The 26252-nt window shown below is 62.3% G+C and carries 29 protein-coding genes; 5 read left to right on the forward strand and 24 right to left on the reverse strand.

Features of this window, described 5'->3' with window-relative positions; all coding sequences use genetic code 11:
* The first annotated feature begins 27 nt into the window (after positions 1-27).
* Genes C0Z16_RS04445 through C0Z16_RS04455 form a run of 3 tightly spaced genes read left to right on the forward strand, consistent with a single transcriptional unit; the run spans position 28 to position 2558 of the window.
* The gene (locus tag C0Z16_RS04445) at positions 28-1281 is read left to right on the forward strand and encodes an MFS transporter (protein ID WP_102630952.1); all 1254 of its coding nucleotides are present in this window, start codon (positions 28-30) and stop codon (positions 1279-1281) included.
* A 52-nt stretch (positions 1282-1333) separates the two neighbouring features.
* Positions 1334-1789 (forward strand): nuclear transport factor 2 family protein, encoded by a 456-nt coding sequence (locus C0Z16_RS04450; protein WP_102630953.1) that lies wholly within the window; start codon positions 1334-1336, stop codon positions 1787-1789.
* Positions 1782-2558 (forward strand): enoyl-CoA hydratase/isomerase family protein, encoded by a 777-nt coding sequence (locus C0Z16_RS04455; RefSeq protein ID WP_102630954.1) that lies wholly within the window; start codon positions 1782-1784, stop codon positions 2556-2558. Before C0Z16_RS04450 ends, C0Z16_RS04455 begins: the two co-directional genes overlap by 8 nt.
* A gap of 550 nt (positions 2559-3108) precedes the next feature.
* On the opposite strand, the gene C0Z16_RS04460 is transcribed toward C0Z16_RS04455, so the two are convergent.
* The 10 genes from C0Z16_RS04460 to C0Z16_RS04505 all read right to left on the reverse strand — a co-directional run bounded on the left by C0Z16_RS04460 (position 3109) and on the right by C0Z16_RS04505 (position 12278).
* Positions 3109-3459 carry a DUF3085 domain-containing protein gene (locus C0Z16_RS04460; RefSeq protein WP_102631016.1) on the reverse strand — a complete coding sequence of 117 codons (351 nt, stop codon included), beginning with the start codon at positions 3457-3459 and terminating at the stop codon, positions 3109-3111.
* 45 nt (positions 3460-3504) lie between these two features.
* Positions 3505-5799 carry an SNF2-related protein gene (locus C0Z16_RS04465; RefSeq protein WP_102630955.1) on the reverse strand — a complete coding sequence of 765 codons (2295 nt, stop codon included), beginning with the start codon at positions 5797-5799 and terminating at the stop codon, positions 3505-3507.
* A gap of 118 nt (positions 5800-5917) precedes the next feature.
* Entirely contained in the window at positions 5918-6529 is a 612-nt protein-coding gene (locus C0Z16_RS04470; protein WP_102630956.1) for a hypothetical protein, read from the reverse strand.
* Between the two features lie 290 nt (positions 6530-6819).
* Positions 6820-7272, reverse strand: coding sequence for a hypothetical protein (locus C0Z16_RS04475; RefSeq protein ID WP_102630957.1), 453 nt, complete (start codon positions 7270-7272; stop codon positions 6820-6822).
* 74 nt (positions 7273-7346) lie between these two features.
* Entirely contained in the window at positions 7347-8465 is a 1119-nt protein-coding gene (locus tag C0Z16_RS04480; protein WP_244201171.1) for a DUF6094 domain-containing protein, read from the reverse strand.
* 53 nt (positions 8466-8518) lie between these two features.
* Positions 8519-9079: a DUF3275 family protein gene (locus C0Z16_RS04485; RefSeq protein WP_102630959.1), complete on the reverse strand. Its 561-nt coding sequence runs from the start codon at positions 9077-9079 to the stop codon at positions 8519-8521.
* Between the two features lie 280 nt (positions 9080-9359).
* The gene (locus C0Z16_RS38620; protein ID WP_244201172.1) at positions 9360-9740 is read right to left on the reverse strand and encodes a hypothetical protein; all 381 of its coding nucleotides are present in this window, start codon (positions 9738-9740) and stop codon (positions 9360-9362) included.
* A gap of 296 nt (positions 9741-10036) precedes the next feature.
* Entirely contained in the window at positions 10037-10456 is a 420-nt protein-coding gene (locus C0Z16_RS04495) for an antirestriction protein (RefSeq protein WP_102630960.1), read from the reverse strand.
* A 504-nt stretch (positions 10457-10960) separates the two neighbouring features.
* Entirely contained in the window at positions 10961-11647 is a 687-nt protein-coding gene (locus C0Z16_RS04500) for a DUF3577 domain-containing protein (protein ID WP_102630961.1), read from the reverse strand.
* Positions 11648-12053: 406 nt separating this feature from the next.
* On the reverse strand, positions 12054-12278 hold the full coding sequence (locus C0Z16_RS04505; RefSeq protein WP_102631017.1) for a helix-turn-helix domain-containing protein: 225 nt from the start codon (positions 12276-12278) through the stop codon (positions 12054-12056).
* Positions 12279-12471: 193 nt separating this feature from the next.
* Here C0Z16_RS04505 and C0Z16_RS04510 point away from each other — a divergent pair, with 193 nt between their 5' ends.
* Positions 12472-12891, forward strand: a complete 420-nt coding sequence (locus C0Z16_RS04510) for an ACT domain-containing protein (RefSeq protein ID WP_102630962.1) — start codon at positions 12472-12474, stop codon at positions 12889-12891.
* 37 nt (positions 12892-12928) lie between these two features.
* Here C0Z16_RS04510 and C0Z16_RS04515 read toward each other — a convergent pair whose 3' ends face one another.
* The 6 genes from C0Z16_RS04515 to C0Z16_RS04540 all read right to left on the reverse strand — a co-directional run bounded on the left by C0Z16_RS04515 (position 12929) and on the right by C0Z16_RS04540 (position 18569).
* On the reverse strand, positions 12929-13777 hold the full coding sequence (locus tag C0Z16_RS04515) for a nucleotidyl transferase AbiEii/AbiGii toxin family protein (protein ID WP_102630963.1): 849 nt from the start codon (positions 13775-13777) through the stop codon (positions 12929-12931).
* A gap of 31 nt (positions 13778-13808) precedes the next feature.
* Entirely contained in the window at positions 13809-14834 is a 1026-nt protein-coding gene (locus tag C0Z16_RS04520; RefSeq protein ID WP_102631018.1) for a type IV toxin-antitoxin system AbiEi family antitoxin, read from the reverse strand.
* Positions 14835-14975: 141 nt separating this feature from the next.
* Complete coding sequence (locus tag C0Z16_RS04525) at positions 14976-15452, reverse strand: TrbG/VirB9 family P-type conjugative transfer protein (RefSeq protein WP_102630964.1); 477 nt, start codon at positions 15450-15452, stop codon at positions 14976-14978.
* Positions 15449-16783 (reverse strand): TrbI/VirB10 family protein, encoded by a 1335-nt coding sequence (locus C0Z16_RS04530; protein ID WP_102630965.1) that lies wholly within the window; start codon positions 16781-16783, stop codon positions 15449-15451. The genes C0Z16_RS04525 and C0Z16_RS04530 overlap by 4 nt, the downstream gene beginning before the upstream one ends.
* Positions 16784-16785: 2 nt before the next feature.
* Positions 16786-17814 carry a TrbG/VirB9 family P-type conjugative transfer protein gene (locus C0Z16_RS04535; RefSeq protein ID WP_102630966.1) on the reverse strand — a complete coding sequence of 343 codons (1029 nt, stop codon included), beginning with the start codon at positions 17812-17814 and terminating at the stop codon, positions 16786-16788.
* Positions 17811-18569, reverse strand: a complete 759-nt coding sequence (locus tag C0Z16_RS04540; protein WP_407070652.1) for a VirB8/TrbF family protein — start codon at positions 18567-18569, stop codon at positions 17811-17813. Before C0Z16_RS04540 ends, C0Z16_RS04535 begins: the two co-directional genes overlap by 4 nt.
* Positions 18570-18647: 78 nt before the next feature.
* Here C0Z16_RS04540 and C0Z16_RS04545 point away from each other — a divergent pair, with 78 nt between their 5' ends.
* Entirely contained in the window at positions 18648-18920 is a 273-nt protein-coding gene (locus C0Z16_RS04545) for a hypothetical protein (RefSeq protein ID WP_102630968.1), read from the forward strand.
* A gap of 8 nt (positions 18921-18928) precedes the next feature.
* Here the strand turns inward: C0Z16_RS04545 and C0Z16_RS04550 are convergent, their stop codons facing one another.
* Genes C0Z16_RS04550 through C0Z16_RS04585 form a run of 8 tightly spaced genes read right to left on the reverse strand, consistent with a single transcriptional unit; the run spans position 18929 to position 26118 of the window.
* Entirely contained in the window at positions 18929-19957 is a 1029-nt protein-coding gene (locus tag C0Z16_RS04550) for a type IV secretion system protein (RefSeq protein WP_102630969.1), read from the reverse strand.
* A gap of 18 nt (positions 19958-19975) precedes the next feature.
* The gene (locus C0Z16_RS04555; RefSeq protein WP_244201175.1) at positions 19976-20263 is read right to left on the reverse strand and encodes a hypothetical protein; all 288 of its coding nucleotides are present in this window, start codon (positions 20261-20263) and stop codon (positions 19976-19978) included.
* Between the two features lie 9 nt (positions 20264-20272).
* Positions 20273-21073, reverse strand: coding sequence for a conjugal transfer protein TrbJ (locus C0Z16_RS04560; protein WP_244201176.1), 801 nt, complete (start codon positions 21071-21073; stop codon positions 20273-20275).
* Positions 21066-23765 (reverse strand): VirB4 family type IV secretion system protein, encoded by a 2700-nt coding sequence (locus tag C0Z16_RS04565; protein WP_102630970.1) that lies wholly within the window; start codon positions 23763-23765, stop codon positions 21066-21068. The genes C0Z16_RS04560 and C0Z16_RS04565 overlap by 8 nt, the downstream gene beginning before the upstream one ends.
* Positions 23759-24115 carry a VirB3 family type IV secretion system protein gene (locus C0Z16_RS04570; protein WP_244201177.1) on the reverse strand — a complete coding sequence of 119 codons (357 nt, stop codon included), beginning with the start codon at positions 24113-24115 and terminating at the stop codon, positions 23759-23761. Before C0Z16_RS04570 ends, C0Z16_RS04565 begins: the two co-directional genes overlap by 7 nt.
* Before the next feature lie 23 nt (positions 24116-24138).
* Positions 24139-24561: a hypothetical protein gene (locus C0Z16_RS04575; RefSeq protein WP_102630971.1), complete on the reverse strand. Its 423-nt coding sequence runs from the start codon at positions 24559-24561 to the stop codon at positions 24139-24141.
* Entirely contained in the window at positions 24554-25603 is a 1050-nt protein-coding gene (locus C0Z16_RS04580) for a CpaF family protein (protein WP_102630972.1), read from the reverse strand. Before C0Z16_RS04580 ends, C0Z16_RS04575 begins: the two co-directional genes overlap by 8 nt.
* Positions 25600-26118 carry a lytic transglycosylase domain-containing protein gene (locus C0Z16_RS04585; RefSeq protein ID WP_102630973.1) on the reverse strand — a complete coding sequence of 173 codons (519 nt, stop codon included), beginning with the start codon at positions 26116-26118 and terminating at the stop codon, positions 25600-25602. Before C0Z16_RS04585 ends, C0Z16_RS04580 begins: the two co-directional genes overlap by 4 nt.
* Between the last annotated feature and the right edge of the window lie 134 nt (positions 26119-26252).

Below are 26252 nucleotides of genomic sequence, written 5' to 3' on the forward strand. Positions count from 1 at the left end.
GAATCTATAAATAGACTGGAGCGAGACATGCGCAAATTTTTCTATGGTTGGGTTATCGCTGCCGCTTCCGGCTTGGGGATCGGATGCGGAGTGTCGGTGTTCATTCCCTCGACGCTGGGGCTTCTCGTCGGGCCGCTAGGCAAGGAAATGGGCTGGACACCGCAAGCTCTCTTTCTATGCCCGCTTTTTGCGGCCATTGCGACTGTTTTCATTGCCACCCCCGTCGGCGCACTTATAGACAAATATGGCGCGCGTCGGATGATCGCTTTTGGCTTCCTGGCGCAGGCTGCCATCACCGCATCGTTTTTTTTCCTCGGCACCGACATTGCTGGCTTGTACGCTCGGTACGCACTGTTTGCCATTCTCGGAACTGCGACGACAGCCGTTGCCTTCACAAGGCTCGTATCGGCATGGTTTGACCGGGATCGAGGTTTGGCCCTTGGCATTGCTCTGGCTGGCACCGGGGTCGGCGGAGCAATATGGTCCTTGCTCGCACAGTATTTCATTGTGAGACATGGCTGGAGAGGGGCCTTCCTGTGGGAGGGCGGTGTGATGCTGCTCGTGCTATGCCTGATATTGGCGGTTATCCGCGAGACGCCCCAATCGATGGGCCTGAACGTTGACGGCTCTGCAGCCAGCGCGACGCAAAACGCGCTCAGACAGAAGACGGGGATGACGCTCGGCGAAGCGTCCAGAACCAGGGCCTATTGGTTCATGGTCATCGCGTTCCTGATAGTTGTCTCCGCCGTCTATGCGGTCATGCTGCATCTCGTGCCGATGCTCAGGCAACGGGGTGTGTCGGGGCAGACGGCCGCAGCAATACAGGCCTCATTGTGGATTGCCGTGGTGTTCGGTCGCGTGGTGACTGGCTGGCTTATGGATCGAGTTTTCGCTCCGTACGTCGCCGCCGCGTTTCTGGTGCCATCCGCAGTGGGCATGGGACTGCTGGCAAGCGGTGCGACTGGAGGGCAGGCAGTGCTCTCCGCGATGATGGTGGGTGCGGCAGCGGGCGCGGAAATCGACGTGGTGGCCTATCTCTGTGGACGGTACTTCGGGCTGCGCCACTATGGCCGCATATATGGCAGCCTGTTCGCCGTTGCCGCGCTCGGTACTGCGATTGGACCGGCGCTGGCTGCGCAGTTGCTACCTGTAGTTGGTGGATATCCGGGGGTTCTCTGGTTCGAAGCGGCGCTGGTGGCCCTCGGTTTCGTTCTGTTTTTGCAATTTCCGCGCTTTGACTTTCAGCGACACGCCGAGCAGATGCAGACCAAGACGAGCTGAGGCCATGTGTCTATACGGGTAGCTTTCGCCATTTGGGCAACGGGGTTCTTTGATGACTGATGCAACACTTGCCACAGGTCGGCGCGGACATGCCGAGCATCCCTCAGTCTTGCTCGAGTTCGAGCGTTGCCGAGCCCTGGAACGCTCCGATCTTGATGCGTTGGACACTATCTTCGCCGAGACTTTGACTTACATCCATTCGACGGGCGCCGTCCATGACCGAGCCCAGTTGATGGAATACCTGCGGAGCAGCGTCAGGTTCTCACACGTACGCAGGTCCGGCATTGCAGTCTCTCACTGGGGATCCTTGGCGATCTGCACCGGGCTGCTGAAATTGCAAGGTTACCGGCTTGCGGACAGCGTGCCCTTCGAATCCGTCTCATTCGTCACGCAGGCCTGGACAAATCATGGCACTGGGTGGCGGCTTGGATTAATGCAGTCGACCAAAGTCGCAGACACTTTGTGGCCGATGGCGGGCAATAACCCAACAGGTATTATCGATGAATGATCTGACACAGTTGCATGTGACATTCGATGGGAACGTCGCGACGCTCACAATGGATGCGCCTCCGGTCAATGCGTTGACCCGAACGCTCAATGACGAACTTACGATAGCGCTCGATCGAATCTCAGAAATGGACGAGGTGCGCGTTGTCATCCTGACTGGCGCGGGCAAAGTATTCTGTGCGGGTGCCGATCTCAAGGGACGCGCGCACGTGATCAAGCGGCCCGGCGACCTATTGGCCCATTCACGTCGTACACGTGAATGTTTTCACGCGATACGGGAGTGCGCCAAGCCAGTAATCGCAGCAATCAACGGCGCAGCGCTTGGTTCTGGCGTTGCCATGGCTGCGTCAAGCGATATTCTCGTCGTTTCCGAGAATGCGTCGCTCGGTCTGCCTGAGATCGATGTAGGTCTGATGGGTGGTGCGAGACACGCAATGCGACTATTCAGCCACTCGCGCCTGCGCCGGATGGTCCTCACCGGAATGCGTGTTGCCGGCGCTGAGTTGTACCGACTCGGTGTTGTCGAGGCATGCGTAGCATCAGACGATCTGTTGCCAACGGCACATGAAATTGCGCGAACAATCGCAAGCAAGAGTCCGCTTGCGACGCGTCTCGCAAAGCACACGTTGAATGTCATCGAAGAAATGAGCTTGCGGGACGGCTATCGTTACGAGCAGGACATGACGGCCGCGATTAGCAAGACCGAGGACGCAAGAGAGGCGCAACTTGCATTCCGGGAAAAGCGGCCGCCGGTGTTCAGAGGCCTTTAGCATAGCGCTCCACGCAGAGGACTTGCGTTGACGCCCCCGCTCACAAGCGTTGCAAGGCGAAATCGCGGCCATCGCAACCATCGAGTCGAATGTTTGGCTTGGCTACTCGAACACCCATTATGGATGGTTCGACATTCACTCGTGCTTGCCCGGCCGGCTCAAACCCCTAAGGCATCCGACCGTCCGCTCCTTGCGCAACTGCGGCCGCTCGCCGCGACAACATGGACTTCGCATGACGGTCGAGAAGACTCATTCGCCAATAACTAAAGCTGACATTCGCCGACACGTAGTCGCGCATGTCGGTAAAGCGACCTCGAACGGCCACACACTCCTTATCGGCCACTGTAGGCAATGGCCGAATTCCAGTCTCGCAATGCGAGTCAACGAACGTCCGTAGGACCTTGGAAGCCGCCCTATATGTCGCGCCGGGTCGACGGGCGGTAGTGGGTAGTCGGCGGCATCCACGGAAATCCGCGATGAACCAAAAAAAAAGCGCCCGGTCCCCGAAGGGATCAGGCGCTTTGAATGGGAGCGAAAAGGAGGCAGACCTTTAGGACCGCGAGGCGACAGCGTTGATGTAGAGGTAGCCGGTATCGGCTTCGATCTGGAGATCGAAGCCTTCGACGATCACGCGGTCGAAGACCGCATCGTTGCGATCGAGATACTCGACGAAATCATCGCCGCCGAATTCTGCCCGGGCGCGCTCCCACCAGTCGTCGAATGGCACCGTATCGGGATCGCATTCGACAGTCCACGCGATGATGCTGCGTCGGCCGTTTTTCATTTCGCCTCTCTCCGAGAGCATGTAGACGCCGTGATCCTTGACCAGCACGATTCGGCATTGCTGTGTGCGGGCTTCGCAGATGACGGGGCGCAGATCCGCTGCAACGAAGTGGATCATGATGAATTCCTCCATGAGGGGATGGGTTACTAGTTCAGGTTCCGACTATTCCTGACTCACCAGTTGCCGCGCGAGCGCAACTTCGATGCTCTCTCCGCCCTGATTGAGGATGTCGAGACCGGACTCGGGCATGTCGCCGGAGGTAGACTGCGAGACGGCAATCTTCTGTCCCATCAGCTTCAGACACCGCATCTGCGTTGTGGCCTCGTAAGCGAGAAATCGCACGGTGACGTCATGCGTCTGACCGATACGCCAGCTCCGGCGTGCAGCCTGTTGAAGCGTGTAGGTGTTAAAGCCCGACTGAAGAAATGCAATCGTCGGGAATTCAAGGAGATCGAGTCCGGTTTTGACCAGCTCGGGGTTCGTGATGATGACTTCGGCGCCACGCTCCAGCTGGTCGGCGACCCAGTCCTCACGCTTTTCCGCAGGCACACTCGCACGAAGCACGGATGCCCTGACACCGACCGCATCGAGAAGATTCTTCAGTCGCACCGACGTGTCGCGCGTGCCCGTATACGTCGTATAGACCAGCGTGCGCCGGCGGTTCAGCAGTTCGCCGCGCACGAGTCGCAGCAGCGCTTCTTCCTTGGGACCGGGTTGATCGTCGCGCAGCAATGCAGGCACTCTGGCCAGGATCCGCTTCGTGCGAGGGTGACGCACGATTTCAGGACGGAAACAACATTCCGGCCACGCGAGCAACGCATTGAGCACCACGCCCAGCAGACTCTTGTCGCCGCAGCGTAACGCGGCGCGCAATTCTGATGTCAGTGTCGATTCGAGCGTGCGATAGGCGGCCGCCATTTCCTCAGTCAACGCGACCGGCAGCAAGGATTCGTCGTAGGGAGGGAGAACGTTCTGGCCGATCTGTGAGAGCTTCAGGAAGGCTGTATACGGCACGACGTACCGCATGATGCCCTTGGGGCCGAAGCCCGGACCTTTCACCGTCGAAACGCTCTTGCGGTCGCCTTTCGCCGTGCGGTGCGAGCCTTCGTCGACCTGCTTGTGAATGTCGATGAGCACGCCATGCTCGCGCATGAACGCCATTGTGGCGGCCGCCATTGAGCCGTTGCTGTTGTAGTTAAACCCGTCGTCGATCAGCATGGTCGGGTTCAGGCGATAGAGCAGGTGATAGAGGTCGTCGGCATAGCCGCCCATCAACGTCCCCGTGAGCAGCAACGTTTTCGACGCCTTCCGGGCGAGCACACCCATTGCCTGGCCTTGGGCGGAGTTTTCGTTCTTGTATTCGTGGCCTTCATCGGCGATAAGCAGACCGAAGTAGCCCTGCGGAAAATACCGTTTAACGAACTCTGAGGCTTGATAGCCGCCCTGTCCGAACGAGATTTCGGTATGGGCGAGCGCGCGTTCCATACGCTTGGCCTGTCGGTCCGAGAACACGAGTTCACCGCTGTCGTCCATCAGGTTGATGAACTCGTACAAGTTATCCTGCAGCATGTCGGCGAGCATCGATTCGCCAAACCGGGAGAGCAGGCGTTCGGCGGTTTTCTCGCCGACGGTCGGCATCTGAAGCAGTGCTCCCTTCACCAGCTCGCGCATCGACCGCGTGCCCTGGCCTTTCGGTGCCAGGGTCCACAGGCGTTCGCCGCAACTGCACGCGCGACGCTTCTCGTTGAGCGCGGGCCGAGCCTGGGTAGGTGTCAGCGGATTGCCGTCTTCGTCGCACACGAACTCGCCGCAGGAAGGGCAGCAGGCAAACACGCGCGTGATTGCGTCAGTCTCCATATCGAGCGTTGCGACGCGGCGCGCGAAGGCAGGCTTCCAGTCGAACCCCATGCGCATGCGCACGCGGCCGAGAATGAAAAACTCGGGTACCGCTGGCCTCGAACGCATGACACGGAGCTGTAGGAGCTTGCGCAGCGTGTCCGGGCCATTGAGGATCCAGACACGTGCGCCCGGCACCGTCGTTCTGATTTCGCGGCGCCACTTGTAGACGAGATGGGGCGGCGCGATGACGAGCGTGCGCGGATAGCCGCAATGGTGGAGCAGGACCGCAACGCCGATGCCCATCAGCGTCTTACCGGTACCCATTTCGGCATTGATGACACCGCCTGGTGCGTGTTGCGTCAACAGGGTCGTGATCGCGTGAATGACTTCCCGTTGCGCCGGGAACGGTTGTCGCGACAGTTCGTCGAGCAGTGCGTCCCATCGTGAGGGCCGTTGCCCATCGTAGATCGACGGGTTTTGTTGGCGGACGGCGTCGAGCAGTCCGGCGCCGAAGTTCGAGATGAAGTCCGGCAGGGCGATTACGTCGCCGGCATTGTCGTCGGCTGTGACGTCGTGTTCGGCATCGCCGTCGACGACGGCGGATTGCAGATCTTCCATGATGCGTCTCCAGAAGACGCGGGCCACATGCCCCCGGGACGGGGCGCAGGTCCCGCAGATTAGGAAAATAAAGAGAGGGCCGCCAGCGCATCCAGGGGCGGCAAGACCGGCGGAGGGGTTAGTCGATTGCGAGCGCGCCGCTGCGGACCAGGCTGGAAATCGCCTCGGTGAACGAGTCAGGGAGTGCGATCCGGAAAGCGTGGATGCGTCCGACGGGTGAGTAAGGTGTCTCGTCGAGCCTGCTGACCATTTGCGCTCCGAGGCTGGCGAGGACCAGGGAGCGCCAGTGCGGCAGCAGCGGTATCGGACTGAGCTGTTCAATAAGCGACCACACGCGTGCTTCCAGCGACGCTTCGTCGTGTGTCTGGGTTTCCCGGTCAACCAGCAGCCATGCCGAGCCGGTGGCTTTTGACGGTGTCAGCAGCGACTCGTCGTAGATCCACGTATGCACGAGGTTGCCGAAGAGGTTGTCCTTTGGCAGACGACCGCTGTATTTGTCCAGCCGCCGCGGATCGCCGATAGATACCGTGACGATCGGCTGGCTGCTGTCGGGATCAAGCAGGGTGATCTGACGGATGCCGCCCTCCTGGACGCCCAGATGTAGCGAGGCGTAAAGCTGCTGAACGGCTCCATCTCGACCGAAGACGGACACGAAGGCGAGCTCGCCGTCGGGTGCACGCACGCAGGCATCGATGAAGATGTCCTGCAGTTCCTTGATGGGATATAGCATGGGGTGCTCCAGCGTGAATGCCCGGCGCACCCGCCAGGCGCTGACCCGGGTGGGTTAAGGAAAATTCCGGGGCGTCCGCAAGGGAGCCGCCGCCGCGCAGACGAAGGCGCCGGAAAGAAGCGGCTGGGGTACATCTGAAGGTGTCGCGTCACGGGCGACAACGGGTCTGCTACCGGCAGACCAGCGGGAAAACGTGCAGCGCGAAGCGCTTTCCTTGAGCGTCCCGGTGAACGGTCAGGGAAAGCGCCCTGGAGACAGGGCGCACAGAGGTGTAGAAGGAAAGGCCGCGGTCAGCAACCAGTCAGCGTTCCGAGCAAGGCGCGAAGTTGGCGGACCTGTCCGGCCGTGAGGGTCATCGACACCAGGGCTTCGGGATGCCAGGCCTCGATCGTTGCTGGTTGAGGCGATCGTTCGTCGACGAGTCGCGCGAACGCGAGGAGTTGGTGTGCGGCTGCGTGCAGCCGCACAGCTCGGACCGAGACGTCGGCGGGCGGCCATGCCGTGACGCCCGTCGCATCGAAACTGAGGACCTGTCCGTCGAGTTCCTCATAGTCGTCGTAGAGCAGCGGCATGTTCGGCGCGTCATCCCACAACGTACCGGCGTCGAATGCCGCACGCGCGATGACGCACGCCGCCTCGGCGCTGGCGGCCCGGATGCCGACGACGACCCGGTGCGTGTGGTCGAGGCTATAGCCGACCAGGTAGGGAGGCAGTGGCTGGTTCGTGGGGCTTGTATCAGTCATGATTCGGTGTCCTTGTAGGGCGGAGCCTGCCCCCTGCGGGGCAAGGCCCCGCAGGGTTGAAGACGTGACCCGCGCTAGCGGATCGTGACAACGCGGCCGAGATTCGGGCCGGGCGTGAAGTCAATGCCCGCGATCGTGGGAACGAACCGGTCGCGCATCAGGATCGTGGTCCGGATATCGCCCTTGTCCGTTTCCTCGATCTGGACTTCCTGCTCTTTCTGCTTGATGGTGTCGCCGCGGATGAGCAGACGTGTGCCATCAACGCCGGTAACCACACCGGTAATCTGGCCGGCCGCAAGCGCGAGGGCGAGGTGCCAGTCGGACAGGTCGCGCAGGGGACGGCGAGGCGTGACCGCCTTTGCTGCGAACATCGCAGCGAACTGCGGCCAGAGCGTGGCGTGCTGCAGGCGTTGCAGTTCGTGCTCGAGCTGCGGCGCATCGATCCGTGTGGACATGAAGACCTGTTCACCGGCGGCCGATGGAATGCAGTACGGATGTGCCGTCCAGGTCTCAGGCTGTTCAGGTGGCAGTTCGCCGTCGCTGATGCGGGTGAGACGTGCGGCGAGTGCAGTGTCGACACCATCCGCCCGACGCTTGACGCCGAAGAGAACGAGCTGTTTGAACGTCTGGTCGGGGGCGAGAAACACTTCGACGCGTGTGAAATTACGGGCGATCATCGTGGCGAACTCGCGGTCCATCACGTAGTACGGCACGATCAGCACGAGCACGCCACCGAACGCGAGCCAGGGAACCGCCTTCAGATAGAAGAGCTTCTCCAGACGGTCCGGCTGACGCTCGCCAGTCTGGGCCTTGTCCGATACGACGTCGCCATACGGCGGGTTCAGGAACAGGAGTCCCATGCTGCGGGCGGTGATGAACATGTCCTGGATGTCGGTGTGTGCCACGGTCTCCAGGACATCCTTCGCGTGCCATGCACGCTCGCGGTCATACTCGACGCCAAATGTGCGGATCGCATCAGGTGTTGCGGACTGCCTTCCAAGTGCGTCCTTTAGCTCGTGCAGCGCGGCGCCTTCGCCGCAACATGGGTCGAGCAGCCGTACGGGGCGGTCTGGATCGACCAGCGCGAGCGCCGGGATGATCCGTCCGAGCGTGACGGCATCGGTCGGGAAGTAGCCGTTTTTCACGAAATTTCGGGCGAGGCGGGGAAAGATCAAAGCCATGTCGATCTCCAACGAATCGTGGCGTGCCGCTCGCGGAAGGCCCGGCGAGCCGCAAGTGGAAGGAATCAGGCTTTCAGCCAGGTCTGGCTGGAGGCCTGGAAGGCGTAACCGAATGCGCGAAGCTGGTCGCGTTGCTGACGGAACGCGCCGCGCTCGACGGTTGGATCGAGCTTCACTGGCTGGCCGGCGACAATCGCATCGGCCAGCTCGGTTCCGAACAGGTCGGGCAGATACAGCTCGCCAGAATCGCCTTCGGTTTGTACGGGGGATGGCCCCTGGTCAGCATGGGCGGGGGCTACGGCACTGGGTATGCGCTCCTCGTCGGCAGGATCCGGCTCGGTCGAGGACGGTGCCTGACCGGCCTCGCTGAACGGCTCATCGTTGTCGAGCTGCACATCGGCGAGCCTCGCGCGGATCTCGACGGTGACCTTGCCGTACCACACGTAGCTGTGCGGATAGATCTTGTCGATCAGGAAGGTACCGGTATAGGCGCCGGGCTCGAACTGCTCGAGCACCTTGTCCTTGACCTTGAATTCCCCGACAGACGTGGTCAGTTCGCCGACCTGGAACGGGCCGTTGCTGCCCTTGATGGTGCGCACGTCGAGCGTGCCGGCAAGAGAGATCATGATGCCTCCACGTGGTGAGGCGGAACCATCCCTCGCGGGCATGTAGTCCCGCCGGTTTGGAAAGTCGTATGCGAATTGATTCCGTCTGGCCGTATGCCGGGCAGGCAGCCGCGCAGACAGGAAGGCGCCGGAAAACTGCAGCTATCGCCTCACGTGGCGACGTACGGTTCTGCAGGTGGCGCGGTGCAGCTATCCCGAAGCGGGTGCGATGCCCCGCGGGGAATCCACCGTTGATTCGGCGCAGGCGAAAGAGTGACGTGATGCGGCACCAGGGCTCTGGTCACAAGCGCCGTTGTGAGCGAAGGTCGCGACCGATGACGGTACGCACCGAGCTGATAATGAAGACTGTCCAGTCGGCGAAATACCGCCCGTCGAAAACGATCGCTCCCGCGTTCAGCATGAGCTGGATCGGCATCGTGATCCTGCCGGTAGGCGTCTGCCCGTCGCGTCCGGCCACGTGCTCCATGTCGGGGAAGAACCGATAACCCTCGAACGGATCGAGGGATTCGAGCTTGAGGTCGCGGGCCTCGACGGTGTGGCAATAACGCAGCCGGCCGATCAGCGGTCCATCAAACCCTGTAACGAGCGGGGACCCAAGCGGGTCGTCGCGTCCATTGAAGAGCCCGAGGTAGAGGCCGTCGGGAAGATCGACGCTCTGCACCGTATGGCGCGGCAAACTGCGCCCGTCGCGGCACTGGAAGGCCTGCTGCGACGGATCGTCGTCGTTATCGGGCTGATGGCAGCGTGAAGCTGTGATGCTAGTCTGTGCCGGAAGCTGTACGCGTGTGCCAGTGACCCGTGGCGCGTACTCGTATAGAAGCCGCTGATGGCGGGGCGGGAAGGGGTGATGGAAGTGCAGATTGACATCGTTGTCTCCGGGAATGTTGCGGAGACGCGCCCTGCGGGCTGCGTTCCGCAAGGCGTGAAGAGTAAGCTGGGCGTCAGTCCATCCGCCCATCAATCGACTGCCGCGAAGATCTCGCGCGCCTCAGGGTGAGATGGAACGAAGGCGAGCAGCCTGTGATAGAGCTCCGTGAAATGCGGGTCTTCTGTCGACCACGCCATGGCGTTCATTGCGAAGAGGCTGGCAACAATACCGGCGGCGTCACTGCTCATTTCGCCATCGTATCCGTTGCCATCGCATGTGATGGGCAGCGGGCCATCCAGACGGGGCGTCATGTAGAACGCGCCGTTGGACAGCTCGACGTAGTCCCAGAATCCGCCGTGGTAGGTCGGGCACAACGACGACATCGCGGTGTAAACAGCGAATTCGGCGCGGATCATATGCTTGCCGAAGTATCGCGGCAGGATTTCCATACGACGGTCCTCGGGCACGATAGTGGCCACGATGCCGTGCGTTTCAGTTGTCTGGTTCATGACATCCTCCGGAAAAGGAGCGAGGATGGCTGCCCGGGCGGGGAGCGCATTCCCCGCGAGGGTTGAACAAAGGAACTACCTGAGAGCGGGGAAGCGAGCTATTCCGGACCCGGCATCATGGCGACGCGGGTACAGCCGTGCAGACAATGGCACCGGAAGAGGGCTGTGAAGGTGTCGCCTGACGCGGCGACAGACGGACCTGCAACTGGCAGGTCGGCAGTGAACACGTTATGCCTCATTGGCCCTCATTGGCGCCGACTGGCAGTGAGGGCGAATGACGCATAACGCCTGGCAGTTAACCCCTGCCAGGCGCGTGTCTGGGCCGGAACGATCGGTCCGGCGCAAACGGCACGGCGTAGTGGGGCCACCGTGGACCCGGTCGACGATCTGCGGGACGGTACCGGCTTTCCGGAGCGGGCTCGGGGAGTGTCGCTCTGGAAAACCGGCAGTCCGGTCATGCGAGAGAGGAAGCCCCCGCACGAGGCGGGGACCGAGGGGCGCCGGTCATTCGGCGCTGGCGGACGGGCGACGGGCGCTCCCGTTCGCATGACGGCGCAGCGGCGGATAGCGGTTGCTGCGCGCCTTGGTGCGTTCGGCCGTGCGTTCAGCCGCTGCTGCATCGTTGCTTGACGCTCCGATGTCGCGGCTGTTGGCCGGTTCGTCCGCAGAAGGCGTATCGCGGTGATCGCTATTGCCCGTCGACGGTTCATGCCCATTGACGGTCTCCGAAGAGGTGTCGGCGCCTGCTTCATCGTCGTCGTCTTCGCGGTCGCCTTCGTCACGGTAGACCTCCTGGCCGTCGACCTTGATCCAGAAGAGCTTGAGCAAGCGCCCCTTGAGGACAGCACCGGTCTCGCCCGCGCGGTTGCCGGTACGCTCGAACGTACGGATGTAATGGTCACCCGCGCGGAAGGAGACAAGGACTTTCACGTCCGGATCGTTGGCATCGTTCATCACGGCGCGCACAGCTTCCTTCGCCTTCTCGCCCGAGACGATCAGGTCCAGCGGAAGATACACGACGCCATTCTCGACGTTTGGATCGCCGTGAAACGCGGAGATGGCACAAGCGAGGAAGGGCCTGGCCTTGCTGCGGCCATTGCCTTTGGCCGTAACATCGCGGACGCGGGACAGATACCCAAGGCCGCGCAGATGAAGATCGAAATACTTGCGGGGTTCGACAGACTGATTCATGACGATTCTCCAGAACGAAAAAAGGGAATCGCCAAGGCCCGTGTCGGGGAATGACAATTCCCCAGACGGGCAAGAAAAGAAAGCTTCCGGTCAAAAGACCTGCGGTGGTCCAGACAGTGGGACGAAGCGAACCGCTAAAGGTGTCGCACGAGCGACGGTACTGCAAAAGATGCTGGATGGGCTCCAGCGGGCAACTTCAATCGCGAATCATAGTCGGCGATACCGAAAAATCAAGGCGGTTTTCCCAATCATTTCTGTTCGCTATTCAAATGAATTTGACGGGATTGAACTTGATCTCCCGATGCGTCACGATGTCTCACAGGCGAAGACCTGGCAGGTCGACGGATGTGCCGGCGCTCTGATTGCGGAAAGTGGGTGGGATTGCACAGCAGACCAATCACGCAAGTCACGTGAGCTCATCAAAATCCAGCATGGAAGCGGGAGAAACGCCGAGTGTGGCGGCCAGCACGCAGATGTTATAGAGGGCGATATTGCGCTGGCCCCGTTCGATCCCGCCAACATACGACCGGGCTAGGCCACTTTCGAGCGCAAGGCGCTCCTGTGACCAGCCGCGCGCCTTGCGAAGCTCGACCAGGCGTTTCCCAAACAGGGCAAGGGGGTCGTACTTCATCGACATCTCGATCGGAAAGATATCGAAGCGTACGTATTTGACCTGTTTGAGGCCACGCTCTATCATGACACGCACTATGAGTGACAATTTTGCATGTCGGCTGCAATAGTTTTGTTATTCGACGTGGGTACGGCTCGCGATGCCGCGGTCGGTGAACCTACCCGATTGACCCTCTTCTTGTACAGGGAGCGCAGTGAGCCAACCCGTCTCGGATCTCGCACAGCTGCTGGCGTCGATGCAGCCAGAGCTGAATGAAGGCGCCTATGTTTTTTCGTCCGTGCTGGCAGACAGGGACGTGTCGCAGCTCGCTCCCCTGGCGACGTTTCGTGAGCGCGAGGGGCTGACCATCATCATCGATGAACCGACGGCGCTGCGCGAAGGGTTACCTGTTCTTTTCCGGGCAGCCTGGATCACGCTGAACGTCCATTCCGACCTGGAGGCTGTGGGACTCACAGCTGCAGTGGCCGAAGCGCTGACCATGGCCTGCATCAGTTGCAACGTCGTTGCTGCCGCATTTCACGATCATATTTTTGTGCCCGTGGAGCGCGCGCGGGATGCGCTTGCTCAGTTGACGGACCTCCAGGCGCGGGCAGGACAGGGCGTGCCGGGTTAGCCGAACACCGGTCGGGAATGCTTCCTGCCCGGGTCGGTCAAGTCCGGCTTCCTCGCTGCACCGCCGCGACAAATTCCTGGCGAAACGCGTCAAAGAGCTGATTGATCCGTTCAGCCGTATCGCCGCCGAAAATCCGTGCGCGGCTTGCCATCATGTGCGTCAGTATCAGGGGCGACGGATTGTCCGGCGCAATGACCGCGAGGATCTGATCGCGCACGTCCCGCGTGACGATACCCGCCATGTCGCGGCCGAGGAGTGCCGCGCCGCCGATATCGGGATCGTGCTCGTGCCGTTCGATCAGGTCGAAGGCGTCGTCGGCATACAGCCTCTCGAGATTTCCTGCCTCACCGTACCATGCCAGCAGGAAAAGCAGATCGGTTGCGTCCTTGCGATCGACCGCGTGACGATCTTTCCAGGCGATGATCTTGAGCATTGCCTGCGCCGGAAGGGAAGCGACAGGCACCACGAGATCGGCATCCATGCGTACCGGCACAGCGACCTGCAGCGCCTGTTCGAAGCCGGCGACGTTCATGCGGATAACCTGATCGGGCGGCCAGGCGATTTCGCCGCCATCGTCTGCGATGCCCCCGAACGGTACGATATCGAGCCAGGTTCTGGCGCCAGTCTCAGGGGACTGGTAGTGCAGCCGGTGGGTTGCACTACCTCGCTGCTCGAAGTGGCCCGACGTGAGCAGCGCCGTTCTCAGTGTTTCATGGCCGGCCCAGCTTTCGATGGCGATGCCGATGTCAACGTCCGCAGTGGCCCGTGTCGGTTCGATATCGTGGACGTGCGTTAGCACGATGTCGCGTGCGCTCGCCCCACCGACAAACCACGGGATGCCCTTTTCGGAAGCGGCGGCAGCTACTTCACGCAGAAGGGCCACCATTTCGGCTGGAAAAGGGCGATGGGGGCGAGGTTCAAGCGGGGAGATATTGTTCACGCACTAACCGGGCCGTTTCGAGATTGCGCGGGTCGCCACTCGCCACGAGATCAGCGTAGACGAGCAGGGGCGGCGCGATGTTTTGCGGAAGTCCAGCCGCAGGCTGGAGCTGGATCGGGGACCTCAGGAATTCAATGTTGCCGTTGCGATCAGGCCGCAGGCGAGCCTTCGCTATCCACTCCCTCGGGACCTCGCTGGCACAGTATACGGTGAAGGTGGCTGGTTTCAGGTATTGCGTAAGGATGGCTGCTGCCGGCTCTCCACCAAACTGGCACCGGCCGGGAAGCTCGGGAACGTTTCTCCACCAGTCGGGGATGTCGGTGCGGAAGTGGCCGAGCTGAAGTGATCCACGCAACAGTGTCGGGTACAACGTGGTCCATTCATCGATGAGCCGGCCTGCATCGGCGAACTGCATGCCGTGCCCGCCGGGCTGCTCGATGAGGTCGCGCCGGTCCAGCATGCCGTGAATGGCATTCTGGACCGTTCCGTGGCTGACGCCGGCAACCTGGGCGATATCCCGGTAGGTTTTTTCCAGCAGCGAAGGGACGGCGAGCAGGGCGAGCGCGACGCGCAGTGTCGATCTGGTCCAGGTCGGTCTGCGTGCCTGCGGGCTGCTGTCCGTGCGTGGGCGTCCAGACACGAGAATGACGCTGTCGCCTAGAAGAAGACTGGCGTTGCCGGCCAGGTCGAGCGCATCAACCTGCATGTCGCGGCACGCGTTAATGATGTTAGGCGATAAATACGATGTCACGAGCAGGAGCCGGTCATCGTCGTCCGGCGCGGCCTGCGCGCGGAGAGCGGCCAAGGTGCCGTAGCGGTCGATCGTCCGCTTGACATGCGCAAGGCGTTTGTAGCGGCGGGTGCCGACATGGAACTCCAGTACTGCATCCGCGCCGGATCGGGGTGGCGCCTTGCGCAGGTGGACAGGAACGCCGGTCGCATCGCCGAACGCGGTGGCGGCAGCTTCCAGCAGAGGAGACAGATCGTGGTCGGCCGGATGCATGGCAAGGTCGCGGTTGTCCAATTTTATTCATTGTACACGTACCGTGGACGGCGTGACATTTTGGATGCGACCCGGTTTGTCCAAAAATACGGCTCGTCCACGTTCCGTGGACAGGGGCGAATTTTGGACGCGAGGCTCTTTCTACGGGGATGGCTCGTCGCGAGGATTGACGCTGCCGGCAGGGGCGCCTTTTGCCGCCCGGGTTGAAGTAACCGGCGTTTGCTCCGATGGCCGAGCTAGCCCGAAGTGAGCTATCCGGGGCGGACCGGCCGGCACCGTTCGTACCGCACGGGCTTCCCAGCCTGCGGCGCGAAATACCAGCGCGGTGTCCACCCTGTCGACGACGACATAAGGCGGGTCGGGACGCCAGCGCATGAGCACCAGGCCGCCTGGCATGTCGGCGAAGATGGCCGGCACGTGTTCCGGTTCGTCGAACTGCAGGTAGATGTGCTGGCCGTCGTCGAACACCTGATTCGGTCGTACTTCGGCGGCGCCGCTCAGACGCCAGTCAAAATCATAGACCGGCCCCGTAGTGGGCGGCGGCTCGGCGCAGGCCGTCTGGAGCAAGCAGCCCAGGATCAGCAAGGTTGCAGAAAACGCGGTGGTTGGATGTTTCATCGATTGCAGCTCCCGTCAGTGACGTTGGGCGGCAGCATCATGTCCCGCTGTGTAATGAATGTGATGCGTTGACCGGGCTCCAGCTTCAGGGTCGGCTGGATGTTCATGTTGCGCTGGAGAATGGTCTGGGTCGTTTGCGACAGGGACTGTGCTGCCGCTTCCGACAGATCGGTCGACGCGCCTCCGTTGATGTTGATCGTGGTGCCGCTCTGCTGACTCTGGTTGTGGCCGATCCACGCGCCGACGCCGGCGATCAGGAAGGTCGACCCGAAGATCCTGAAGAAATGGTTATTGACCTCGGCGCTGACGCCCGCCTCGCCGTCGGGATCATTGCCCGTGAGTCCATCGAGACGCATGGTCGCGTGCCGGAAGATCATCCGGGTGGCAGCCATGAGCATCAGGTCCTGGCCGATTGCCACGTTGTTGTTCGTCCGCCCAAGAATCCGGGTTCCCTTCGGGATCAGCTTGCAGTTGCCATCGATACTGTCGTAGATGTCGCGATCGACCATCGCGCGGAAGGTACCCGGCATGTCGCTTTTCGCGCCCTGCAGGATCACCGTGGGAATCGGTGTGCCACCCAGTACCATATACGGTGATCTGAGCGGGATGGGGACCAGTGGTTTTTCGTCACTGGTCTCATCCCCTTGCTGTTTCAGCCAGTCGGTGTTGCGCCGGTCTGTCTCGCTCGCGACACTCTGCAAAGGGGGCGGCGCTGTACCGCGCGCGGCGTTGGCTGCACCGCCGGATGCAACGGCAGGTTCGGACAGGTTCGCGAAATTTTCTGAAATCGGATTGGAGCCCTCGGCACTGGATGTCCGTGCGGGCGCGTCCTGCAGGTCACGCGTTGCATCTTCGTACGCGACAAGCGACTGGTTCTGCATTGCTTCCATCTGCCGTTCAAGGGCAAGACGGTCAGCATCGCGGTTCACAGCCGGCTGAGTGGCGTTGCGATTGTTGGGAGGAAGTGGACCTGCGTCATCTCCGGGCACTCCCTTGGGGATACCGTCAAGCGGCGTGCCGCCGAGCGGAGCGCTGGCCGTTTCGCTGCCGGCACGAGCCATCGCGAGATTGCGCTGGTCCTCGAGCCGCTTGCGCAGCGCATCAGGCGACGCCCTTGGCTGTCGGGCCTCGGCCTCGAGCTGCTCCCTCGCGCGTCGTTCGGCAGCAGTCTCATGCGGGTGAGACAGCGCGTGAACGAGCACAATCGCGACCAGTGCCGATCCCAGCGCGACGAGCAGCATCTTTGCGAGATCGCGCCGAACGCGCGTCAGGCGTGCAGTGTCGGGCGTGATCGGGGACCCGCTGTGACCGCTGTTTTCGGGAGGAACCATGATCAGGGCTTCCCGTAGACGTTCTTCATAAGCCCCGAATCGCAGCCGAACAGCCCGCAGCCTTTGCCCTGGCCATTGAAGATCCGCACCTCCTCCTTGCCGCGTTTGAGCAGCAGGCCGTATGGAACGGTCTGCTGGACTTCGTAGAAATCGTTGCCGAGCGGAATGAAGCTGGCGATTTCCGCTTCGCGCTTGTCATCCATCAGCAGGATGGCTGGCAGTTCCGCCTGATGCGGAAGCTGGAGGTAAGTGAACCGTCCGTCATCGAACACAATCACGGGGGCGAACTGCGCGCGCCCCTCGACGCGGTAGTCGAAGTTGGCGTGATCGAGCGCAATGTGGGGGCCATCCGGCCTGGCTCTACCTGACACTGTTTGTCCTGCGGGCAACGCGTTACCCGAACCTTCAGCAGTGTTATTCGAGGGCACATTTCCGGGATATTCGATGCCGAACGGTGAGACATTTCGTGCTGCCGTCTGCGTGTCGGTATCGAGGTAGTGCCAGGAGACCCGGTGATAGACCTTGCCCTCGTCCGACGAGCGCAGACCGAGCTCGTATCGCCGCCGGGACGTGATGATGGTGGCCGCATTCTCGAGTCCGGGAAGCCGGGCTTCGATGAATACATCGCGCTTCGTGATCGCTGTATGTTGGAGCCAGCGCTTGCCGGTATCGGACAGATAGACGCCGACGACTTCCTCGTCCGGCGCGAAAACAAGGTGGGTCTCCTGACTGGTTCGCACGAGCACCGGGTACGAGTAGTCCGGATCGTAGTCGTACACGACGAGCGACGCATCATCGGGTGCGGGGTAGGGGCCGTTGATCGCGGTACGCTGTGACGCACCCCGCCGGTGTCGCATCGACGCAGGGTGGCGGGGCGTCGCGCTGTCAGCTTGCGCCTGCGCTGCCGACGGCAGGCCCGGCGGCAGGGGAGAGGACGGGACCGTAACCGACGATGTAGATTGCCCGTAAGCGCTCGCCATGACGGCACTGAGCAGCATCGCGAAGCATGTGACGGATGCAATGACATTCATTGCGAGGCTCCCGGATTGACGCCCAGGTAGGGCGTGAGACTGAAATGGGTGATGCGCAGGCCGATCGGGTTGTCCTTCTCTTCGCCGGGTTTCAGGGTTTCAGGCGCGAGCAGGAAGCTGATGGTGAGCAGCATCTGTTTCGGTCGAGACGGCTTGCCGTTGACGCTCTCGATGAGCGTGAAGATCAGGTACGCGACCTGGCCGTCGGGCGAAAACGAGGTCGAGTTCTCGACGAATTCGCGGGTGAGCCCGGGCATCTGCACGACACGTTGCGCGACAGGATCAGTCACCGTGATCCAGGTCTCGAGTTCCCGCGTCGCGGCGCCTGAGGTCCAGCCGAACGCAGCCGGAATCTGCCGGGTGAGCGTGTCCTGACTGTCGGCCTCGATCGTGAAGACACGCGATGCCCATTTCACCAGGAAATAGCGCCTGTTTGCCGCTGTCGCCGAATAGGTTTCGGCGTAACGGTCCGAGACCCACACCGCGCCGCTCTTCTCGTCATGCTCGACGAAATAGGGGCGCGGACCACTATGCGTGCCTTGCACGATCAGTGCGGCGCATTCACCGGCGGCGATCAGCGCGAAGGCGGCGGCCACCTTGATCGCGAGACGCTTCTCCCACACTGGGCGCTGGAATGCTGCGAACCATGCGGCCACGCCTTCTCCAGTGTTGGGCGGCGCGCTGAGTTCGGTACGAGCAGCAGCGGTGACGCAGCCAGAATGTGGCCGATGCGATCGTGGCGTTTGTTCGTCCAACATCGGTCATACCTCCGCGCAGACTCGCGCGTGCGGTGCTACACTAAAACGCAATTCATCTGCTGCGAGGGTGCAGCCGTGGCCAGACTCAAAATCATCCTGCTGTATTTCGCGTTGCCAATTCTCCTGTTCGCGGCGTTCGTCCTGTATCAGGTTGGCGCGCAGCGTTTCGGCGTCGCAATGATGCTCGCAGGCGCCGTCGTGTTCCTGATCTGGTCGTGGATCAGCACCACGCCGAAGGAGCGGGAGGCCTCGCGGATGGCGGACGACGAGCAACGACGTAGAGCGAACGACGACTGGAACTCGGTCTACTCGATCCAGCAGGCAAATGACCATCGGCAACATCGCTAACCTCATCGTTATTTCAGCGCGTTTGGCGTTATCCGACGGCCAAGCGCGCCCTTACCGAAGTTGCTGAGACCAGCTCCTCCGCCGCCAGAAATCAATCCTTTGGCAATGTCCGGCACCTGCCACATCATGAAAGCTCCCACGCCGCAAACGAGCGCGAGTGCCAGCATTCCGAGGTAGTTCGTGGCGTAATACGCGTCGCTGTTCGTGCCGCTTTGCAACGCGGTCTGTTGCACGAGTCCCTGGATGCCGGGCAGTACACCGGTATAGACGATCGCCATCATCAACCAGGCCACGACCTTGAACAGCCCTGCGGAGATCGTGAAGCGGAGCCACCCGTCGAAGAGGAATTCACCAGCGGGCGGCACATACCAGGGAATAAGTACCGGGCCGAGGCAGAAGGCAATGTCGAGGAGAAACGAGCCGAACTGCACGATTACGACGAAGATCAAGGTCATCAGCGTGATCGCGATGATCGCGAGCGACTTTGCAAGGAATGCGAGCAGGACCAACGGCAGGTTCCGGATGAGCGTCCAAATGGAACTTAAGCCCGCCGAGTTCGCGCCCGCGTCACCCGCCGCACCGCATTCCTGATGTTCGCTGTTCGGAATCACGACGCCTTCGGGCGTGACGTCGGGCACTTCCTCGCAGACTTGCGCCGCTTCGGTTCGGACGCCCTGCATGATGGTCGATGCCGCATTGACAAGCGCACGCAGCAGGTCGCCCGGATTGCCGTCGCCGCCGGACACGCGTGAGGCCATCGTCTGCATGTTGACGACGAAATAGCTATGAACCGTTGTGCTCCACGCCGTGAGCAGCACCAGGATGACCGCGCACCTGATCAGATGGCGGAACAGGTTTGCGAAGAAGCCGGGGAAGTCGCCCTCGAGCAGCCACAGAAACACGTGCCAGGTGGCCATGACGAGACCCAACGCCGCAAGCAGGTCCAGGCCATCGGACAGAAACAGCGTCTGCAGGCTCATGCCTTTCGCCTGCATCGTCGCGAACAGCGTGTTCAGCACCGAGATGACGTCGTTCATCGCGCGGCTTCCTGATGTTCAGCGCAGAGCGCCTGCCAGGCGCGCCATTGCCAGCAGCGTTGCGAGCGGCAGGGCGAGCCAGCCTGCTGCGAACACCTGGGGGTTGTCGGCGTGCAGGAGCAGCAGTCCGGTGAGCAACGACAGCCGGATGTTGCAGGTGATCCGCCGGTCAAAGCGCCACGTCTCGTTGCGCTCGTCACCGATGGTCAGGCCGTGCTCACGATAGGCACGCATGCCCTTGAGCACGACGCGCAGTTCGGTCGGTGTCGTACAGAGAGAACGGACCAGCCAGCGCAGTATCATCATCGTCTCCCATTACTGATCCTGCAGCAGGTCGAAGTCAGGCGCGCCCTGCGTCGTCTGCTGCTCCTGCTGGTTGGTCAGCCCCATCGCCGCGGCCCGCGCAGCTGCGAGTTGCGCTGCAGTTCCCTGGGCCTGCGCCTCACCGGCCCGATCCTGCATCTGCTGCGCGACCTGGCGTTGCATGAGCGCGTGCAGGTCCACCATTTCGCCGGCCAGGACGTTGGACTGCTGGTTCAGCATCTGCAGGCCCTGCACGGTGCCGGCGACGTTGGGAATCTGCGACTGGATCTGCTGCAGGTTCTGCGCGCGGGTAGTGAGCGCGTCGACGTTCTGCATGTCCTGGGTCAACTGCTGCTGATAGATTCCGCCGCGCGTCGAGGCAAGCGACGTATAGGCCGACAGCCACTGCGCCGGCGACATGCCGGTCGTATTCATCTCCGACAGGCTGCGTCCGAAGAGGCTGCTCGTGGCGTTCGCTGCCTGCTGCAACTGCGAGATCGCCGTGGACAACGACTGGAAGTTCGAAATCTGCGTGCGGTAGGGGCCGATCGTCTGGTCGATCATCAATGCCGGTACCTGCTTCAGGTTCTGGACCATCGTCACGTACTGCTGCAGGCGCGTGATCTGCGCCTGGACATTCTGCTCGACCATCTGCGCCTGCTGGGCGACCGACGAGACGAGCTCAGCGTGGTTCAGGAGTTGCGTGATTTCCGTAGCGCCGGTCATGCCGCCACCGGCCCGGGCGGTGCCGATAAACAAGAGCATGCCGACAGCAAGCGAAGCGCGAGCGAGCCGGAACGGGGTATCACGCATGATCGACGTCGCCTCCTGGCTCGGGCGTGGACATTGCATCGCCGCGCGCCTGCGCTGTCGCTTCCTCGATGTAGCGCTCCTTCCAGTCTGAACGGTCCGAATGCAGGTGCCGGTCGAACAGGATCTGCGCGCTCATTTCGGAGCGCAGGATCGCGATGGTGCGGGCATCGAGGGGCACCGAGATGCGGCGCGATGCGCCACCCTGTTCGGCGATAAAGTAGTCGCGTTTTGCAACGAGCTTCTGGATCGTGCGGATCTGCCCGTCCGACAGCCCGAAATCGCGCTGGTAGGCGGTCTTCGCAGACGGCGTGAAGTTCTCGACGGGCACAAAGATGCGCACGAGCACGTTGTCGCGGATCTGCGGCCAGATCGCCGAGGACGACACCTGCTCGGGCGACTGGGCATCCATCCACACGCAGCCGAGCTTCTTGCGCATCGTGACGATCCAGTTGCCAATCTGCTTCGCGAACGACGCATCGTCGAGCAGGTTCCAGATCTCGGGCAGCATGACAAGCGTCGGACCCACCACCCTGTTCGCGCGCCGCTGCTCGAGCGAATCCTGGATGCGGTAAGTCACGTACGACAGGAATGGGCGTGCGATGACGGGATTCGCGAGAATCCTGTCAGTTGCCATCGAGAGCCAGCGCGCGTCATCGAAGCTGTCGTCGATGTTGTCGAAGTAGTGAGCATGGACGGCGTTGCCGACCCACAATGCCAGTTCATCTGCGAGCGGCCCTGCGGCCAGTGACGCGTGGACCGTGCGCAGTCGCCATAGTCGCCGGTCAGCGCGGCTGCCCCGGCTACGAACAGCGGCGAGAGCCGCTTCCAGTTCGCGCCGGTCGCCGGCCGTGACGCGATAGGTGCCTCGCTGCTGCACGAGCAGCACGATCCATTCGACGAGGAATTCGAGATGGCGCTCGTCAGCGAGGAGCGTGAGCGGATTCATGGTGGCCAGCTCGTCAGCGTGAACATGGCCCGCGTCGCTTTCGAACTGCATGTAGCGGCCGCCCTGCAGGATCGTCGGGATGCGCATCGACAGGTCCTTGTCAAAGCCATACAGCCACGCGTTCGGGTACTTGCGAAAGAGCGTCGCGCACAACAGCATGAAGATCGTCTTGCCGAAACCTGTGCGCCCGCACACGAGCATGTGCCCGACATCACCGAGGAATGCGGTGAACCAGTAGGGCGTGCCGAATTCGGTTGGAAAGGCCGCGAGCGCCGGGCAGAGCACCCCGGTTTCCTTCGTCAGGTGCGCGTTGACGCGGTGACCATCCGAGACACCACGCAGCGGCAGCAGACGCGCCATGGCTTCGGTGTCGATGAAGGACCAGCGCGCGCATTCGCGCCACATGCCAGGGATGGTCGTGGCGAACGCCGACAGGGCGTGCAGCGTTTCGCGTACTGGCGTGAAGTGCGCCGCGCGCAGCGCTTCCTCAACCGCCTTGTGGGTTGCCACGACGTGGGTCCATGCGGCGTCAGCGGCGTGTCCGTCGTCGAACGGGCCGGTTTCGAACACGGGCGAGTACGCCAGCACCGACAGGTTGTAATACCCGTATAGCTCTTCGGCCATCTCAACCTTGCCGGCGCGGCGGTTTGCTTCGTCCGCCGCGGCCGAGCGTGCCTGATTCTGCCGCGCACCCGACAGGTCCCCGCCGCGCAGCGTGGCGGCCAGGAGCGATCGTGTATCGAGCCGGCGGCCCTCGTGATAGCGGCGCACACCATTGATGAAGCGCATCGCGGCAGACGGCGAGGTGACCCGGAAGCAGTGACTGATGGTGAGCTCGCCCGGCACCTTGAGCAGCCCGTCGAGACTGGTCGGCAGGACGCTGTCCGGCCAGAAGTCACGCCTTGCGGGAATGCCCGCGGCGATTGCGTAGCGCTGGCGACCGCCGGCGTAGAAATGGAGATAGTCATGACCGGGGCGCACTTCGGTATCGCACATCGCGACGTCGAGGGCGGGAAGGTCCGGGACGGGCACCGCCTGCAGGTGATCGCTGGCGGGCGAGGCGCACGCGTGCATGAACGCGCCCAGCCGGTCGCCCGACAGCCGCTGACAGGCGAGGCGCGGATTGCCGGCCACGAAGCCGAACAGGATGTGCTCGAAGGCTTCCACGATGGCGGCAAGCTCGGACGCGGTGTACGCGAACAGGTACTGGTCGGTGAAGGTGCCACGAACAGCCTGTATCAGCGAGCGGGCGACAGAAAGCCCGTCGTGCGTCATGCCATGCGTGACCTTACCGGCAAAGCGGTCGATGCCAACCTCGGGCGCGAGCGTGAAGGTCACGTAGTGACGGTTCGTATAGTTCGCAGCGTCCTCGAACGTTACCCGCCGTGCGTCGTCGACCTGCTGCGAGACGGGATCGGGCATCGGTGTGCTGAGATACCGTGCGCTGCGACGGCGATGGACCGTCCACCACATCGTGACTGGACGCCGGGCCATGTCCCGCAGGGATGTGACGAGGTTATCCATCAGTTCGAGGATATGACCCGTGGACATCGCATCGGCGTCAGGGCCCGAAAACGCATACGTCGCCATCAGCGCCGAATCCTTGTTGACGAGGAGCGACTCGTTGAAACGGAAAAGCCACGGCACCAGTTCAGCCGTCGATCGACGATCGCCGTCGGTTCGCTGTGCGACGCGCGCGAGCGATTCCCGGTCGAACGGGGAGCGTGCGAAGGCGGGTGTCAGCATGGCAGCCCTCGCGCAAACCCTTTCGGACGTGCGTTGACCTTCTGACGCACAAGCTGGCGCGGTTCGTAGTAGTCCCCCTGGCGGCTGTATCTGGTGTAGCACCGGATCTGGTCAGGGTCGCGTCGTACGGCGAGCCACAGGACGGGATGCGTGACCAGGACCGCGAGCAACACCCACGCGTTGCGCATGCCGGCGGCGAACGTGATCACAATGGCGATCTCGGCGATACACCAGCGGCGATCGATGCCGAGCAGCAGAAACTGTTCGAGCATGGTCTTGCGGATGCGTGCTGCGAGTGGATCATTGGGCCCATCAACTGCATCGCGGTGACCGGTGTGCTGTTCGTCCATTGCGTGTCTCAGCAGTTGCTCCGTCAGAGCGTGCCGGTGCAGGCCGCACCGTGGTTGAAGACCTGCGCCCACAGCAGCGGCATGTTGAGGATCGCAAGCGTGCCCAGCACGCCGCGCAGCACATGAGTCTTGATGTTGCTGCGACCATCGTCGAGCAGCCAGAGGACGATCGAGCCGACCAGTGCGGAGAGCGACACGACTTCCAGCAGCTCGTTGTCGAGCACGTCCTGATAGACGGTGCACAGGCCACCGTTCCAGATACCCGCGTGTGCGATCACGGGAACCGAGCCGAGCCATAGCGCAATGAGCGATGCTCGTATGGGACGTTCGTGGCGCAGCAACAAGCTTTGCCAGGCTGTGCCAACCGCATGACACCAGGAGACGACAGTGAAAAGCGTGCGACGCATGGCAGACATGCTCCGGGAAATGTGGGTGGTTTCAGGCATGAACTGCCTCCTGGACGTCGGCGTATCGGGAAAAGAGACGCCGCGTGCGGTAACGGTCGTGTTCGACGCCGAGCACTTCGCAAATTTCAACGGGGCCGCGCACCGCGCCTTGCCGTTCGGCATGCACGAAGAAGCGGAACGTCGAGGCGATCTTCTGGCGCAGGTCGGTGATGGTCATCAGCCGCCCCTCGTCGCTCATGCGAATGAGCGATTCAAGCCGCGCAGGTGCGGTATCGGCTGAGTCGGCATGAAACGACACAATGGAGCCGGGGTGCCCCGTGTTGAGCGCTTCCATCAGGTCGAACGCTTCGGGGCCGCGCACTTCACCGACGATGATCCGGTCGGGTCGGATGCGCAGCGAAAAGCGCACGAGATCGCGGATCGTGATGCCGAGGCTGGCTTCCAGCGCCACGTGGTTCGGTGCATGCACCTGCAGCTCGGCCGTATCTTCGATGGTGACGATCCGCTCACCTGCCGGCATCGCATCGATCATCGCGTTAAGCAATGTGGTCTTGCCGGACGAGGTTCCTCCCGAGAATGCGACGTTGATCCGCTCGCGCATGACCCACTGAAAGAATTCGCGAAGCGCGGCGCCACCATTCGCCAGCCGGTCGAGCAGGGCAGCGTCGCGACGTCGCGAGAACGGGCACCGGGTGGCAGGCAGCACGTCGAACGCCCCGCTACGCTCGTAGTCGGCCAGACCGATGCGGCGGCGTGCATGCCTGCGGATCGACAGCATGTCGCCGTGGACGGCAACAGGATGTCTGGCGGCCGCGAGCCGCAGACCGGGCAGCCGCGCATCGAGCAGCGGCGTCTGTGCTTTCGCATTGACGTTGGCGAGGATCGTGATGGCGCGATCGAGCGCGTCCGGATTCACGTCACACCCGGCCACGAACGAGACGGTGCCGTTGCGCTCGACAAAGATCGTGTCGGCGCGGTTGACCATGATTTCCTGCACGTCGGGATCGGCGAGCATCGGTTGCAGCGGGCCGAGGTAATCGTTCAGTACCTCGATCGCGTATTCGTACGTGAGCCGGCTCATTGTCCTTTCCCCCATGCGATGGGTTCAAAAAGCCGGGCAATGAAGTTCGAGCTGGAATGCCGGGCCGTCACGGCTTCCCGCGGCTGAGCCACTGGTGCCGGAGCGAGGCGCAATTCGCGGTAGACGCGCCGCGCATAGGCAATGCGCTTCTCGTGGGTGCCGGCGTTGTACGCACCGATGGCATCCCACGTGAGACCGAGGCGATGGATGTTCTGCGACAGGATCCATGCGCCGACATAGGCGTTGGTGCAACCGTCATGGAGGCCTGCACGCGAGACGCCGAAGCGCGAGAGCGTCGTAAGCCACCGGCTGTTGATCTGCATAAGCCCGATGTCGGTGGTGCCGTCATCATTGAGATGGACGACATTAGCGCGCTGTCCCGATTCCACGGTGGCGACCGCGCGTACCAGCCGGACGTTGACGTGATGGAACCGCGCGGCATCGTCGAGGCAGTCGGCGCGGCTCGTTGCTGCAACGAGCAATGCACACAGGGGCATCATCGGGACACGCTTCACATCGACCTCGTCCGGTTGGCACTGCCTTCAGGAACATGAACCTGCGAAAAAGAACCTGCCGGGCGCGGGGCGCAGCCCGGCAGGTCAACAGCGCGCGTCAGTCCAGGGGGGGGACTGACGGCTTCACTTTAGGC

This window comes from Paraburkholderia rhynchosiae, from assembly GCF_002879865.1.
Lineage (GTDB): Bacteria > Pseudomonadota > Gammaproteobacteria > Burkholderiales > Burkholderiaceae > Paraburkholderia > Paraburkholderia rhynchosiae.

Excerpts from the sequence above, each read along its gene's own strand:
- C0Z16_RS04445 (WP_102630952.1), top strand. The coding sequence starts at position 28 with ATGCGCAAATTTTTCTATGGTTGGGTTATCGCTGCCGCTTCCGGCTTG.
- C0Z16_RS04450 (WP_102630953.1), top strand. The coding sequence starts at position 1,334 with ATGACTGATGCAACACTTGCCACAGGTCGGCGCGGACATGCCGAGCAT.
- C0Z16_RS04455 (WP_102630954.1), top strand. The coding sequence starts at position 1,782 with ATGAATGATCTGACACAGTTGCATGTGACATTCGATGGGAACGTCGCG.
- C0Z16_RS04460 (WP_102631016.1), bottom strand. The coding sequence starts at position 3,459 with ATGATCCACTTCGTTGCAGCGGATCTGCGCCCCGTCATCTGCGAAGCC.
- C0Z16_RS04465 (WP_102630955.1), bottom strand. The coding sequence starts at position 5,799 with ATGGAAGATCTGCAATCCGCCGTCGTCGACGGCGATGCCGAACACGAC.
- C0Z16_RS04470 (WP_102630956.1), bottom strand. The coding sequence starts at position 6,529 with ATGCTATATCCCATCAAGGAACTGCAGGACATCTTCATCGATGCCTGC.
- C0Z16_RS04475 (WP_102630957.1), bottom strand. The coding sequence starts at position 7,272 with ATGACTGATACAAGCCCCACGAACCAGCCACTGCCTCCCTACCTGGTC.
- C0Z16_RS04485 (WP_102630959.1), bottom strand. The coding sequence starts at position 9,079 with ATGATCTCTCTTGCCGGCACGCTCGACGTGCGCACCATCAAGGGCAGC.
- C0Z16_RS04495 (WP_102630960.1), bottom strand. The coding sequence starts at position 10,456 with ATGAACCAGACAACTGAAACGCACGGCATCGTGGCCACTATCGTGCCC.
- C0Z16_RS04500 (WP_102630961.1), bottom strand. The coding sequence starts at position 11,647 with ATGAATCAGTCTGTCGAACCCCGCAAGTATTTCGATCTTCATCTGCGC.
- C0Z16_RS04505 (WP_102631017.1), bottom strand. The coding sequence starts at position 12,278 with ATGAAGTACGACCCCCTTGCCCTGTTTGGGAAACGCCTGGTCGAGCTT.
- C0Z16_RS04515 (WP_102630963.1), bottom strand. The coding sequence starts at position 13,777 with ATGGTGGCCCTTCTGCGTGAAGTAGCTGCCGCCGCTTCCGAAAAGGGC.
- C0Z16_RS04520 (WP_102631018.1), bottom strand. The coding sequence starts at position 14,834 with ATGCATCCGGCCGACCACGATCTGTCTCCTCTGCTGGAAGCTGCCGCC.
- C0Z16_RS04525 (WP_102630964.1), bottom strand. The coding sequence starts at position 15,452 with ATGAAACATCCAACCACCGCGTTTTCTGCAACCTTGCTGATCCTGGGC.
- C0Z16_RS04530 (WP_102630965.1), bottom strand. The coding sequence starts at position 16,783 with ATGGTTCCTCCCGAAAACAGCGGTCACAGCGGGTCCCCGATCACGCCC.
- C0Z16_RS04535 (WP_102630966.1), bottom strand. The coding sequence starts at position 17,814 with ATGAATGTCATTGCATCCGTCACATGCTTCGCGATGCTGCTCAGTGCC.
- C0Z16_RS04550 (WP_102630969.1), bottom strand. The coding sequence starts at position 19,957 with ATGAACGACGTCATCTCGGTGCTGAACACGCTGTTCGCGACGATGCAG.
- C0Z16_RS04555 (WP_244201175.1), bottom strand. The coding sequence starts at position 20,263 with ATGATGATACTGCGCTGGCTGGTCCGTTCTCTCTGTACGACACCGACC.
- C0Z16_RS04560 (WP_244201176.1), bottom strand. The coding sequence starts at position 21,073 with ATGCGTGATACCCCGTTCCGGCTCGCTCGCGCTTCGCTTGCTGTCGGC.
- C0Z16_RS04565 (WP_102630970.1), bottom strand. The coding sequence starts at position 23,765 with ATGCTGACACCCGCCTTCGCACGCTCCCCGTTCGACCGGGAATCGCTC.
- C0Z16_RS04570 (WP_244201177.1), bottom strand. The coding sequence starts at position 24,115 with ATGGACGAACAGCACACCGGTCACCGCGATGCAGTTGATGGGCCCAAT.
- C0Z16_RS04575 (WP_102630971.1), bottom strand. The coding sequence starts at position 24,561 with ATGCCTGAAACCACCCACATTTCCCGGAGCATGTCTGCCATGCGTCGC.
- C0Z16_RS04580 (WP_102630972.1), bottom strand. The coding sequence starts at position 25,603 with ATGAGCCGGCTCACGTACGAATACGCGATCGAGGTACTGAACGATTAC.